This window comes from Stenotrophomonas sp. GSD10 (assembly GCF_056172695.1).
The window spans coordinates 772,254-787,142 of record NZ_JAOCMC010000002.1 but is presented as its reverse complement, the minus strand read 5'-3'; the positions used below and the strand labels follow the sequence as shown (position 1 = coordinate 787,142).

The 14,889-nt window shown below is 65.8% G+C and carries 4 protein-coding genes and 1 pseudogene; all 5 read right to left on the bottom strand.

Going from position 1 to position 14,889, the window contains the following annotated elements:
• Positions 1-14 precede the first annotated feature (14 nt).
• A complete protein-coding gene (locus N4G47_RS03785; RefSeq protein WP_475285309.1) occupies positions 15-566 on the bottom strand; it encodes a toxin-activating lysine-acyltransferase in 552 nt (183 codons plus the stop codon).
• Positions 563-7,723, bottom strand: coding sequence for a cadherin domain-containing protein (locus N4G47_RS03780; RefSeq protein ID WP_475285307.1), 7,161 nt, complete (start codon positions 7,721-7,723; stop codon positions 563-565). The genes N4G47_RS03785 and N4G47_RS03780 overlap by 4 nt, the downstream gene beginning before the upstream one ends.
• A 21-nt stretch (positions 7,724-7,744) precedes the next feature.
• Positions 7,745-7,828: pseudogene (locus N4G47_RS03775) on the bottom strand (hypothetical protein); the annotation flags it as partial.
• Positions 7,829-7,854: 26 nt separating this feature from the next.
• A complete protein-coding gene (locus N4G47_RS03770) occupies positions 7,855-13,374 on the bottom strand; it encodes a calcium-binding protein (protein ID WP_475285305.1) in 5,520 nt (1,839 codons plus the stop codon).
• A gap of 84 nt (positions 13,375-13,458) precedes the next feature.
• Entirely contained in the window at positions 13,459-14,862 is a 1,404-nt protein-coding gene (locus N4G47_RS03765; protein WP_475285303.1) for an HlyD family type I secretion periplasmic adaptor subunit, read from the bottom strand.
• Positions 14,863-14,889: the final 27 nt, after the last annotated feature.

Below are 14,889 nucleotides of genomic sequence, written 5' to 3'. Positions count from 1 at the left end.
CGGCCGCCACCGGATCAGGCCGCCTGCGACGGCACGCCTCCGAGCGTGACCCTGTCACGGCGCCCGGTCACCGGGTCGGTGCGATGCATGGACACGCTGCGCCCGGCAAACGGGCCGGTCAGCAGGTCACCCAGCATGGCTTCGGCCAGGCCGTTGCCGGGCTGCGCAAACGGGGTGATGAACTCGACCAGCCACAGGCGGTCGCCACTGTTCCACTCCTCCAGTTCCAGCCGCTGTCCCTGCTCCAGCTTGCGCTCGGCGTCCTCGGACAGGTTGGCCCAGATCGCCACTCCCAGCGGCAGCTGCTCCAGTGCCTGCCGGGTGAGCCCGGCAAACACCGGGCTGGCTTCGTCCAGGCCCGGCAACGGTGGCAGGGTGCCAAAGCGGAACACCCGGAACTGCTCCTTCAGTATCGGCGGCATGAACGACCATTCCAGGTCTTTGAGCGGCATCTCCCGGTGCAGCGGCGACTGCGACAGCAGCCAGACGATCTGGCCCAGGGCTTCGGCAACGGTGCGCGGGGCGCCTTCGGCCGGGGCCGAAGAAGGGGTCGTGGACGTCATCATGCTTGCGAGATCCTGTAGTCGGGAATGGCGGTCAACAGTTCCAGGGCAGCCGGATCGCGTGCGGCCGTGCTGATGCCCTGTGCGTAGGGCTGGGCGTCGAAGGTGGACATCGCTTCGATCATCTGGAACCGCTTCTTCTGTGCCAGCGCCAGATTGTCATGCAACGCCGAGCGTTGTGCCGCCGGGCCGGAAGGAATGTCCTCCTCGATGGCTGGGCGTTCGCCGGAACGCGGTGCGGCCTGCAGGCGTTCGGCTGCGGTGGGCGCTTGGGCGGCAAAGCGGTCGCCCGCACCGACCCCTGCCGGCGCCGCAGTCGGCACCGGCGGGTCGCCGGCCATGGCAACACGCGGATCACCGCCGCGGCGCTTCACCCGTCCGGAGGCAGCGTCACCACTGCCCTGGTCGCGCCCGTTCCGGCCCGCGCCGGCATCCAGATCCAGCCCATCGCCATCAACATCTTCTTCGCGCTCGCCAAAGGCGAAGAACATGTCCGACAGGGCCGCCTGGCTGCCATCGGTGCGGGTGTACTGGCCGTTGGCGTAGGTGGTGTTGTCCGGCGAGGTGCCCGGCGTCTGCCCGGTGCGCTGCGCGTCGAGATTGATCGATGCCACGCCGGCCTGCTGCAACGTCAGCAGCTCACCGGTCTGGCTGATGCCATCACGGTTGGCATCCCGCCAGACCTGGAACTCGCCGAAGCGCGCATCGCCGGCATCCAGGCGCCGGTCGCCGTTGCTGTCGTACGCCGCCAGGCCCTCAAGGTCGGAACGCGCCCCTTCCCGATCCATCGTGAAGGAGATCTCGGCGCCGGAATCGATCGTGCCGTTGCGGTTGCGGTCAAGCACCAGCAGGCCGTCATGCGGCCCGACCCAGCCGGTCAGGTCGCGCACGCCATCACCGTCCATGTCGAAGCGCGTGGCGCTCTGGGCCCAACCCACGGTTTCCACGCCGTCGCCGTCCAGATCGAGAACCACAGGGCCGAGGCGAGCGCCGAACTCGTTGACGACGAACTTGACCGGGTCGCTCCACAGGCCGGCACTGTCCACCGACTGGACGACGATCTCGTACCAGGTGTCGTAGTAGGTCTCCTGGTAATAGCCCGCACCGCTACCGCGCGGGTCGCCCCAATTGCCTTCATTGACCTGGCGCCGGTTGCCGCGGTTGGCGATACGGGTGGCAATCGTGCCGTTGTAGTAATAGCCGGTGAGGAACCCGTCGCCGGAGATTGCACGCGTGGTCGTTCCATAGTCGTAGTAGAACGTCTCGTTGGTGTACGTATCCCAGTACTGCTGGGTCACACTGAGAATCTCCACCGCACTGGTGATCACCACGCTGCTGTAGAAATCTTCCTGGTCATTCCCCCATAGCACGTAGACGAAGTTGCTGTCCTGCGTGTAGACCAGCGTTGGTTTCTCATTGACGTTCTGTACGTTGATCGTCACCCAGGTGCTGCTGGACGCGCCGGCGCGGTCGGTCACCGTCACCTGGATCTGGTGGCTCTGCGCGCTTTCAAAGTCCAGCTGCCCGTGCAGCGCGATCTGGCCGGTGGTGGCATTGATGCCGAACAGGTTGCTGGCACCGCCGGTGATGGCGAAACGATGGTCGCGGTTGTACCACTGGCTGTCCGGGTCGGACCAGTTGGTGAACTGGAAGACGGTCTGCCCAGCGCCCGGTGCCGATTCGGCCAGCGTCACGCTCTGGCCCCAGGTCGTGGGCGCCTCGTTGACGTCCTCGATACGCACCGTGATCTCGCGGTTGCCCGACACCAGCGCGCCGTCTGTCGCACGCACCGTGACGTTGTAGTACGCCTCCAGCTGGCCGTCGCCATCGCCGTCGATCAGCTGCAGGTAAGGCGCCACGGCCTCGAAATCGAAGCTGTTCACGTTGTACTTGAGCTGGTTGCCGGAGATCACGAACCAGGCAAACGGGTCGTTGATGATCTGGTACGAGGGCGCGGTTCCGTCCGGATCGGACGAAGACAAGGTCGCCACCACCTGCCCCGACACGCCGGTGTTCTCGGCGGTGAGCGCCACGTGCTGCACGACATCCGGCGTGCGCGGTGCCTCGTTGACGTTGGACACCCCGACCTGGAACACCTGGTCGCGGGTCGCGCCGTGGCTGTCGGTCACCCGCACCGTGATTGCATGCGACGTGGCGGCCTCGTAATCCAGCAGCCCGCCATTGGCGACGCTCAGCACACCGGCCGCGGTGATGGCAAAGCGGCCGCCGGCATTGTTGACCAGGGTGAAGGTCAGGCCGTCGGTCGCATCCTGGTCCTGGCCACTGAACTTGCCGACCTCGGTACCGTTGCCCGAGTTCTCGGCGATGCTGAGCGTACGGTCGGCAGTGATGCCATGAGGCGCGTCGTTGACGTCCTCCAGGCGCACGGTGATGGTGCGCGCACCGGCCGAGGTCAACCCACCTGATACGGCCTTCACCGACACCGAGTACACCACCTCCTGTCGGCCGTCGCTGTCGGCATCGCTCAGGGTCATGCCGGCGGCCTTCAGCGCCTCGAAGTCCAGCACCAGGCCATCGCGGAACTTGAGCTGGTTGCCGACCAGGGTGAACCAGCCGCGCGAGTCTCCCTCCAGCACATAGCTGTAGCTGCCATTGCCGCCGCTGGAGGACAGGTTGGCAATCACCACGCCGCCCAACGCGGCATTTTCGGCAGCGATGGCCACCGGCTGGCTGGACACGGTCGGTATTGCCGGGGCTTCATCGACGTTGGTCACCGCCACGGTGAAGGTCTTGTCGCGGGTGAGGCCACCGGCGTCGGTCACGCGCACCACGATCTGATGCGACGTGTTGGTCTCGTAGTCGAGCAGGCTGGCATTGGCCACCGTCAGCACGCCCGCCGCGGAAATCGCAAAGCGGCCACCGGCATTGTCGGTCAGGCTGAAGGTGAAGCCATCGTTGTCCGCGTCGACGCGGGCGAAGTTGCCCAGCACCGTACCATTGGCCACCGGCGCATCCGCCGTGGATTCGACCGTGCTCAACGCGCGGTCGACCGTGATGTCGGTCGGACGCGCGTTGATGGTGACCGACAGGGTCTGCGTCTTGCTGCTGGTCAGGCCGGTGGCGGTCTCCTTGGCGATGGCGGTCACGGTCAGCGCCGCAGTGCCGGTCAGGTCGGCCGACCACGTGGCCGGGCCGACCAGCGCCAGGCCGGCCAGCTGCGCCGGCGTCAGCGACCACACGCCGTTGCCCAGGTTCGTTCCCTTGTTCAGGGTCAGCCCGGTCGGAAGGTTGGAGATGCGGATCTCCAGGGTCTCCGAACCATCGGTATCGGACAACGCAGCCTGCACATCCAGGGCCAGCGTGCCACCATCGAGGGTCGTACCGACCTGCACCGCGCGGCTGATCACCGGCGCATCGACCACCGGTTTCACGTCGAGGAAGAACACCCGCTCGGTCACTAGGCCACCCGCATCGGTGGCGACCAGCTTGATCGCTACCCGTCCGCTGGCATTGCCCTTCGGCACCAGGGTCACCGTCCGCTCGCCGTTGGCACCGGCAGTGATGGTCGGCGCGTTCATCCAGGCCACAGTGGAACTGAGGTCGGTAGCGTCCAGTACGAACGCCTGTACGGTTACACCGGATGCGGGGGTCAGGTCATCGCCCACGGTGAACTGCACGGCAACCTGTCCATCTTCGTTGATCGACTGGTCCGCCACGACGCTGACCGAGGGCAGACCGTTGCCATCCCAGTGGTGCCGCCATTGGTTCTCGAAGGACGCGTCAGCATGCAGGGCCTGGTAAGCGGCTACGGTGGCGGGCTTGGTCCGGCCGGCCATCAGCGTGACCAGCGCCTCAGCATTGATGGTACTGCTGGCATGCTCGCCGGCCAGGATGAAATCGATCTTGTAGTTGGCGCGATCATTGGCGCTGGTCGTGGTGTACCAGCCCTTGATCGTGGTCACCACGCTGGTACCGATCACCGAGATCACCAGATCATCGCCGGTGCGGCTGAACCACAGATCATTCCGACTGATGTCGCGGTAGCCGATGACGTCGATGTCGTCGCCACTGGAATCGTAATTGCGGATCTCATCCGCACCCGAATCGCGATCGATCAGATAGACGTCACTGTCATCACCACCGATCAGGATGTCGCTGCCGGCGCCGCCATACAGCGTATCGTTGCCGGCCTGCGCATCCAGCAGATCATCACCGTCACCACCATAGAGCGTGTCATTGCCGGCCCCACCGTAGAGCGTGTCATTGCCGGCACCGCCCTCGATGTAGTCATCACCCGCGCTACCGGTGATGGTGTCGTTGAATGCACTGCCGATGATCCGCTCGAATGCATCCTCAAGCACGTCACCGGCCGCTGCGCCGCCATGGGTTCCCGTCGCCAGGTTCAGCACCACGCCGGCCGTTGCCGAAGCATAGGTCAGCGTATCGACACCGGACCCACCGGAGAGTGTGTCAGCACCGGCACCACCCTCAAGAAGGTCGTCGCCATCGCCACCGCGCAGGATGTCGTTGCCGAGGCCGCCCTTCAGCGTGTCATTGCCGATGCCACCTTCCAGCAGATCGTTGCCGGCACCGCCATCGAGAATGTCGTTGCCGGCATCGCCATACAGACGGTCATCGCCGTCTTCGCCATACAGGTTGTCATCGCCGTCACCGCCACGCAGTTCGTCGATGCCCGCGCCACCGTACAGGGTATCGCGACCGAGCTCGCCCCACAGTTTGTCGTCGCCGGCGTCACCGCGCAGGGTGTCATCGCCATCGCCACCATACAGATCGTCATTGCCACCGCCACCGTTGATGGTGTCGTTGCCGCCCAACCCCTGGATCACGTCGCGGTTGGCCTGGCCGACCAGTGTTTCGCCGGCTGCAGTGCCATACAGATAGTCATCGCGGTTGACGACCGTGAACACCAGCTGCTTGCTGACGCTCAATCCGGCGCCGCCACGATCGGTTGCCGTGACGGTCACCGTCACCGTGCTTCCCGCTTCATAGTCGACGATCGCGCCCGCCTTCAGGCGCAGCTGGTTGCCGTTGACGATCTCGAAACGGCTGTCCGAAACGCTGTAGGCCATGGTGGCGAAGTCGCTGCCCGCCACGGTGTCCGGATCGGTGGCCGACAGCGTGCCCAGCAGGATCGCGGGCAGCGCTGTGCCGGTGGCCACCCGATCGGTTTCGTTGAAGCTGGTGGTTGTGGCCGCGAATGCCACCGCGGTCGGTGCTTCGTTTTCGTCTTCGATGGCATAGGTGAAGCTGAGGGTCCCGGCCGAGGCCAGCTCGCCGTCGAATGCCCTGACACTGGCGGTCAGCAGCACTTCCTTGATGCCATCGCCATCCAGGTCGACCAGGGTCGCGCCCTGCGCTGTGGCCAACGCCTCGAAGTCGATCGCAACGCCCGAACGCACGCGCACCTGGTTGCCCACCACCTCCAACAGGCCGCCCGGGTTGGTCACCAGCTGCAGAGTCGGCGTGGTGGTGTCGGGATCGCCGATCACGAAGGTGCCCACCACCGTGCCGGCCCCGGTCTTCTCGCCGGCCAGAACCGGTGCGGTGTTCGGCGGGCGGGTCGGCGTGAACGGTGCTTCGTTGATGTTGCGCACGTCGATCGTGAAGTCCTTTTCGAACCACGCGCCGGCGCCGTCGGTCACGCGTACGCGGATGGTGTGTGCGCTGCCGGTCTCATAGTCCAGCTTGCTGCCATCGCGGACGCTGAGCGTGCCATCGGCCGCCATCTTGAAACGGCCACCGCCGTCATTGATCAGGGTGAAGGTGGCCGTATCCTCTGCGCCGTCCCGGTCGACATGGCCGAAACGGCCCAGCGACAGGTTGTTGGCGGCGTTCTCGTCCACCGCCAGCGGACCCGGGGCGAGGATGTCACTGGGCACGTCGTTGACCGAGCGCACCACCAGATCCACCACCTGGTCGGCGGTATTGCCGTCGGCATCGGTGACCCTGACCACGAAGCGGTCGGTGCCGTGGCGATCGGCTGCGGGGGTGTAGACCCAGGCACCGGTGGCCGCGTCGAGCGCAACGCTGCCCATCGTCGGCCCCTGCAGCACGGCGTAGCCGGAGATGTTGTCGTCATGGTCGACTGCATTGACGTTGCCCACCAGTGCCACGTCTTCGTCAGTCGACAGCGACTGGTTGGCCAGCTGCGGGCCGGCCTTGCCGGTGGGATGCCAGTAGCGCGTCAGCTGCGCCGCAATGGCGGCCGGCAGGACGGCCGGCACCTCCGTGGAGAGCTGCGCCATGGCCTGGATCAGCGGTTCGGCATGGGCCAGGAACAGCGAGCCGGCCGCTGTTGCGATCTCCCGCAGGCGTCCTGCCCCGGTGTAGTAGCCGGCGATCGTAACGCTCGATCCACCGCCCAGCACGCTCACCACCAGGTCGTCGCCACTGCGCTGCAACCAGACCGATTCCGGACCGGCGTCCTGCAACACCAGCCGGTTGCGACCGAGCGAATCCTCGATCCGATCCGCTCCGTCATGACCGGCGACAACATAGGTGTCGTCGCCCGCACCACCGCGCATCAGGTCGTCACCACCGTCGCCGGACAACGTGTCGTTGCCGTCTCCGCCTTCCAGCAGGTCGTCGCCTGCGCCGCCGGACAGGGCATCATCGCCGGCCTCGCCGTACAACTGATCCGCGCCCTCCTGCCCGCCCAGCGTGTCGTCACCGTCTCCGCCCCAGGCCTTGTCGTCGCCCGCGTCACCGCTGATCTGATCGTTGCCCAGGCCGCCATACAGCTCATCGGCGCCGGTGCCACCGGCCAGTATGTCCTTGCCGGCACCGCCATCCAGACGATCATCACCGTCATCGCCGGACAGCGCATCGTCGCCGTCGCCTCCCATCAGCGTATCGTTGCCGTCTCCGCCAACGAGCACGTCGTCGCCCGCCCGGCCGTCCAGCCAGTCGTTGCCGCCCAACCCGAGCAGCCGGTTGGCACGCGCGTCGCCACTGATCGTGTCACCAAAGTCAGCGGTTCCCACCACGTTCTCGACCGAGCTGACACCCCCATTCAGCACGATGCTGTCACCGGTGGCGTGCCCGCCGAACAACGAACCGGTGGCGAGATCGGCAACCAGCGCCGCGCTGGATGAGGCGTAGCGGATCGTGTCTCCGTAGGCCTGCCCAGGCTGGATCGCCTGCCCCAGGCTCACACGGTCACTGCCGCCGTCCAGCACGTCCGCGCCAGCACCGCCCTCCAGCGTGTCATCGCCATCGCCACCGCTCAGCGTGTCGTTGCCGTCGCTGCCGGAAAGGACATCCTCACCCGCCCCTCCGTTGATGACGTCGGCCGCTGTACCGCCCAGGATCAGATCGTCATCGGCCGTGCCCCCTGCGCGAGCTGGCGGAGATTGCGCAGTTCAACGGTGAGGCCATCGTTGAGCTGCATGCGCTCCACACTGATCTGCGGGTTGCCGTCACTGCCGATCTTCACCGATCCATTCTGGGCCGCGACCACGTCCAACTGGTTCTCGCCGCCGACAATGCGCAGGCGCAGATTGGACAGGCTGATGCCCTTTCCGAACGACAACAGGTCGTCGCCCGACGCGTCCTGGCGCGGCGCCTCACGCAGCAGCTGCATGCCGTTGGCGGTGTTGCGCCAGGTCGTTCCCTGCAGGCGCCCCACCCCGTAGTTCCAGGCCGAAGCCGGCGGGATCGTGGCCTGCTGCTGCGAGAACAGGAAATCGACCTGATCGAAACTGCGGTAGGCCACCTCTCCGCTGAGGCGGTTGGTCAGGGTCAGCCGGTACGCATGCCGCCCCGCGCTCTCGCCCAGATAATCCCACGATGCCAGGTACGCGCCGGATACCTGGCCGTCCGCGCCCACCACTTCCTCCAGATCGAACGCCGCGTCCATGATCTGGTCGTCACCGTCGCCGACGTTGTACTCATACACGTCGTCGCCCGCTCCACCACGCAGCAGATCGTTGCCGCCGCCACCGCGCAGGATGTTGTCGGAGGCATCACCGCCCAGGCGGTCGGCACCGCTTCCGCCGGCAAGGCCCTCGATGCCCTCATACACATCGCCCTTGGCATGGCTGGTATTGCCGACGGTGTTGCCAAGATAGGCAACGACCGCGCTGCTGCCGGCATAGGATGCGATGTCGGTGCCCAACCCGCCAAACAGCAGATCGGCGTCGCTGCCCCCTTCCAGCGTGTCGTCGCCGCTCCCGCCGTAGAGGATGTCCGCACCGGCACCGCCCTTCAGCAGGTCCGATCCTTCATTGCCGTTGAGCAGATCATCGCCAGCACCGCCGTCGATGACATCGTCACCACCGTTGCCGGTCAGCCAGTCCTTGCCGGACGTTCCATTGATGGTGTCGTTGCCATCACTGCCGCCCAGCAGCGTCATCGCGGCAACGCCCAGGCGACCGGTGGCGGCGAACACCATGTTCTCGATGGAGCCGCCCAGCGCGTACCAGTCCTTGATCGTCAGCGTGTCTGTGGACTGCGACAGACGGCCCGCGTCGCCATCACGGCCCACGGTCAGGCGCAGATCGTTGTCGATCTGCTGCAGCAGGATGTCCTGGACGTCGATGCCCGCACCGAACTCCAGTGAATCAACGCCGGCGTTGCGCGCGATCACGCCATCCAGGGCGCCCATGTGGCGGCGCAGTACCTGTGCCTCGTCGTTCCAGTCGTTGTGGCTGATCCAGCTGGCGCCATCGAAGTACACCACGCCGTCCTTGCTGACCGTGCCATCGGCGTTGCGCACGTAGCCGTTGACGTAGCTGCCCTTCTCCCACACCAGATCCCAGTTGTCGACGTAGTCATCAAGAAGAACGTCTTCGCCATCGCCACGCTGATAACGGAACACATCATCGCCTTCGCCGCCCACGACCTCGTCGTTGCCGCGTCCACCGACGACCAGATCCGAGCCGGAACCACCATATACACGGTCGTTGCCACCATCGCCGAACACGGTGTCGTTGCCGTCGCCACCGAGCACCTGGTCGTTGCCGGAGCCGCCCATCACCCAGTCCTGGTCGCCGTCGCCGGCAACGAAATCGTCGCCGGCCCCGCCAATGCCGAAGTCATTGCCGGCCAGCCCACGGATCTCGTCATTGCCGTCACCGCCATAGATGAAGTCGGCGCCATAGGTACCGAGGATGACGTCCGATCCGGCGCTGCCGATGATGTAGGACGTCATGTCACCAATGCGGACCTCCTCACCATTGGCAAACCGCAGCCACTCCACCCGGTGGGTCGTCTCGAACCAGTCGCTGATCACCAGCTCGTCGCTGGTGGTCTTGGCACGGCCGGCCGAATCGATGAACACCAGCGAGATCACCAGGTTGTTGCCGTCCCTGCGCATGCGCAGGTTCTCGAACGCAACACCGGCGCTGAACACGATCGCATCCTCGCCGCCACGGACCGTGCCGTCGGCAAGGTAGTCGCCACCGCCTGCCCAGCCACGTGCCAGCAGCCCCTGCTCCATCTGGCGGATGCGCCAGGCCAGCGAGTCACCGCCCTTGTTGGCCACCGACGCGCCGTCCGCCTCGTCGAAGATCACATCGCGGCCATCGCCGAATCCGAACAGGTACTGGTCCGAGCCACCGCCGCCGAACAGCGCGGCGCCATTTCCGAAGCGGTCGTCACCGGCACCACCGCTGATGATGTCGGCACCGTCGCCGCCCAGGATCCGGTCGACGCCGGCACCGCCTTCAAGCCAGTCCGCGCCACGGCCACCATAGAGGCGATCGTTGCCTGCGCCGCCGCGCAGCAGATTGCCGTTGCCGCCGTTGACGGCGATCGCCGCGGCCTCCGCTGCGGCATCGCCGGCCGCAAAAGTGGTGTTGGAAACCGCGCCGGCGAACAGGACGTCGTCACCGTCCTGCCCAAGCAGCCAGTCATCCAGGCGCCCGCCGACCAGCGTGTCATTGCCGGACCCGCCGAGCAGATCATTGCCAAGATCGCCGCCGCGGACGATATCGTCGCCGTCGCCTGCATCGATGATCGCGGCCACGTCCACCTTGTGGCTGCCATTCATCGCCGCGCCGTTGACCTTGAGCGCTGCCGAAGCGGCCAGCACATTGCCTTCCAGCGAGATCTGGTCCGCCCCGCTGCTGCCGGCGATCTCATCCTTCATCGAGGTTTCGATGCTGTCGCGTATCGTTCCGGCGCGCTCATCACCGGCCATCACCGTGAACGTGCGCTCCTTGCCGTCGAGTGCCATGTAGAGATTGGCCGGCCCGATACCGATGCCGTCCACGGTGCCATCGAGGATCTCATCCATCAGCACCGAGAAACCGCCCGTCCAGTCGCTGGCGGCGCGCCGGTGCAGTCCCAGCTCGCGGGCACGTGCGAAGGTAATGGCCCAGCCTGCGGCGAAACCATCCGCCGATCCGGTCGACAGCAGGGCGTTGACCACGCTGGGATCGGCCATGTAGCGGCCATAGTCCAGGGCCACGGACAGATCGCCCACCAGCTGCGTTGAATCGAAGTCCTGTGGACGGGTGGTCGCCAGGCCGTTGGACAAGGCCCGTTTGATGTAGATGTCACCGCCTGCCATCTGCGGCACCAGCGAACGCAGTGCCGCCAGGGAGCCGTAGCCGATCACCTCGGCGGCATCGCGCGTCTTGAAGACCACCGTCCCGTTGCGCCGATAGACGAAATCCTTGCCGTGGGTTCCGTATCCACCGGCCACCACGGACGCGGGATCGATCAGGCGTGAACCTGCCAGTTCCAGTACGTTGTTCAGCGTTCCGCTGACTGTCTGCGCGAAACTGATGGCCGCCATCGGGGTGGCACCCGAGCGCTGCCAGACGCCGCTGATGGCGAACTTGCCCGAGGCCTGGTCCCAGGTCACCTCGGCGCCGGAACGCGGTTTGCCCCCGAACATCGATCCGATCACGCCGCCGAAAATGTAGCCGACGAACGCACCGATGACCGCGCCGACCGGCCCGGCCATGGACCCGAACCGCATCCCCATCGCCGCACTGGAGCCCGCGCTGGCGGCGCCAATCATGGCACCGATGGACGCCCCCAGCGACGCGCCGATCTGCCCTGCGATGGTATCGAACTCCACCAGCTTGGAGGCCAGCTTGGTGCCCAGCCAGGTGGCCACCACCGTGCTGATGTTGAAGCTGCCCAGGTTGATGTTGCTCAGCGCCGGTACGCCGTTGGAAATGTTCTGGATGATCATCCCCAGCGCCTGCGCCGCCGCAGACTGGCCCAGCTCGCCAACCACCGTGCCCTCCAGGCCGAGGGCATGGATGAGCTCACCGGCCAGATAGGACGAAACCACGCCGGTGGCGTTGGCGCCCAGATCCAGTTCGATATCCTGGAACGCGGCATCGAATGCCTGGAACGCCGATTCGGTCACCCTCAGCTGCGCCAGCGCTTCGGCCAGATTCTCGCCCAGTGCGGAAAACACGATTGAACCGATGCTGCTGACCAGGGCGTCGTCGAACAGTACCGAACTGAGCGAGCTGCCGAAGCTTGAACCGATTGAACCGATGTTCACCCCCAGATACAGCACATCGTCGGTGGTGGTCACCGTGCCATCCGCAGCGATGACGGTATTGACCTCGATGCGGATGTTGCCGCGGGTGGTGACGTTGTCGATCTGGTCGACTTTTCCATCTCCGTTGCTGTCGATCCTCACCTGCGCGGTCTGGACATAGTCGTCCTCGTCGCTGACATCGCCGCCGGAGATCAGGAAGCGATTGTTGCCGAAGTTGCGACTGCCGCTGGTCTTCTCCTGCAGCACGCGCTCGATGCGGTCGTAATCCCCGTCACCATCAAGATCGGTGCGGACGATCTCGATGACGTCGCCATTGATCGTCTCGCCGACGATCCTCACGCCATCGCCCTGCGGTTCGGCGATGGTCAGGATGTAGCCGGTGGGCAGATAGCTCTGGCTCTGCCCGATGAAGTCAGCCGATGGCAGGATGAGCTCCTTGTCCGCCTTGGGCAGGAATGCGAGCGTGCCGTCGGTGCGGATGACCGCAATGTAGTCCTGTGCGGTGACCTGATGTTCCTTGTAGGCCTCGATTGACAGGGTATAGGCGGGGCCATTGTGGGCACCCACGCCTGTCACCATCACATACTTCCCACTCTCGGTCAGCACGTACAGGTCCGGCAGCACCACCACATTGCCCAGCCGTCCACCGGCGGTCCACGCACCACCCGGCACGAAGTCCGATTGGCGCACGTAGTGCGTGTAGTGATTCTGGATGAATGCCTGCGCAGCCGCGGTATTCACTCCCTGGCCGTGCACCATCGCCATGATCATGCCAAGGCTGTCGGACGGATTGCCCACGCCAAAGCCGGCTGAACCTTTGCCAATGCCACTCATCCGGTTGATATCGAAGCCCACCGGCAGGTTGTCGCGGGTCAGGTACAGATCCATCATCTGCGTCTGCGCGAGCGCGGTTCCCAACGAGAAGCCCGGGAAGTACAGATCGCCGAAGTTCAGCCCGATCCCCTTGGCATCGGCCAGCGCCTGTCGACCGAATGTGATGGCGTCCAACTGCTGCTGCGTTGGAATCCTCAGCGTGGCCAGAGCATCGGTAATGATGTCGCGCCAATCCACCGGGTTGGCCTGTGTTGGCCGGTTGGCCACAATGAAGGAGTTGCTCGCGTCGTGATAGAGCGCCATCCCGAAGTAACCGCTCTTCTCTTCGGCGGAGGCTGAGATCACCGACCAGCCGGTGCCATCGAGCGCGACACGGATCGACATCTCGTCAAACTGCATGAGCTCGGCAATGGACGCCATCAGCGCTGCGTTGTCGCCAATCGAGGCGCTCGCGCTGGCGGTCTTCATCCTTCTGACGATCGTGGTGATGGACCGCTTCGGAACCTGGGTGATGGTGCGACCGCTCATGTCAGTTCTCCACTCCATTGGGTTGAACAACAATTTCGGCACGTTGCCGGTTGGCAGAAACGTGGTTGGACTCAGGGCTGAGGTCTACGCCGGCTCATCGCTCCTCCCCGCTTCCTGCACGCGCCGCGACAGCGGCGACAGCAGGTACTCGATGATCCGTCGATCACCGGTCTTGATTTCCGCCGTGGCGGCCAAGCCCGGCGCCAGCGCACGGCGCCGGCCATCCACTTCGATCCAGGGCTGCAGCAGGCGCACGCGCGCCGGATAGCGCAACCCTTCCTTCTCGGTCTGCACGGCATCGCGGCCCACCGTTTCGACCACCCCATCCACCACGCCGTAGCGGGTGAACGGATAGGCCTCCAGCTTCACCTCCACCGGCTGCCCGTCGCGGACGAAGCCGGCATCGCGGTTGGGCAGCATGGCGTCGACCACCAGTTCGCCGTCGTGCGGCACCAGCACCATCAGCGGGTCGGCCGGCTTCACCACACCGCCGATGGTGTGCACCTGCAGCTGCTGCACCACGCCGGTTACCGGCGCGCGCAGCACCGTGTGCCCGGCCTTGTCATGGGCCTTCTTCAGTTCTTCGGCGCGCAGCACGCGCGCCGCTTCGGCCTCGGTCAATGCATCCAGCGCTTCGCGGGCGAACTCGCTGCGGCTCTTGCTCATCTGCTGGCTGGCGGCCTGTTGCGCAGCGGCGGCCTTGCGCTGTTCCTCGCGGCGGATCGCCAGGTCCTGGCGCATGCCGACCACCCGCTCCTTCACTTCTGCCACCTGCAGCCGCGGCACGTAGTTGTCGCGGCTCAGTTCCTCCAGCTTGTTCAGCTGGTCGGTGGCCAACGGCAGCTGTTCTTCCAGCTTGGCGATCTCGGCCAGGATCATGCCGTGCTCGCCGTCGCGCTGGCTGCGCTCCTGCTGCAGGCCGCCTACGGTGGAATCGAACTCGCGCTGCTTGGCGGCCACCAGTGCCTGCTGGATGGCCACGATGCTGTCAGGCGTTCCCTGCGGGGCGACGAAGCGGCCGGCGCGGCCGGCAACGTGGTCCACCACGGCCTGGGCACGTGCCACGTCGATCTGCGCGGTCAGCAGCGCCTGGCGCGCCTGTTCGACTTCGGCATGGCTGACCGTCGGGTCCAGTTCCAGCAGCGGCGTCCCCGCCTTCACCGGCTGTCCTTCCACCACGTGGATCGCCCGGACCACGCCCTGGTCCGCGGCCTGGATCACCTTCACGTTGCCACGCGGAATCACCTTGCCTTCGGCCACCGCCACCATGTCCAGGCGGCCCAGGCACGCCCACACCAGCGCGATGGCCAGGAAGGCGATCAGCAGCCAGAGCACGGTGCGCCCGATCGGGTTCGGTGGCTTTTCCAGAACCTCCAGCGCGGCAGGCAGGAAGTCCGGTGCGGCCGAGCTGCGCAGGTCCGGCTGCGCACGCTCTGCACGCAGGCTCTCGCGCAGGATGCCCAGGTGATGCCTCAGTCCTTTCAACATGCGTGCTGTCCTTGGCTGGGCGCGCGG

What these genes read in the sequence shown, in the direction of transcription:
- N4G47_RS03785 (WP_475285309.1), bottom strand. Translation starts at nt 566, where the DNA reads ATGATGACGTCCACGACCCCTTCTTCGGCCCCGGCCGAAGGCGCCCCG.
- N4G47_RS03770 (WP_475285305.1), bottom strand. Translation starts at nt 13,374, where the DNA reads ATGAGCGGTCGCACCATCACCCAGGTTCCGAAGCGGTCCATCACCACG.
- N4G47_RS03765 (WP_475285303.1), bottom strand. Translation starts at nt 14,862, where the DNA reads ATGTTGAAAGGACTGAGGCATCACCTGGGCATCCTGCGCGAGAGCCTG.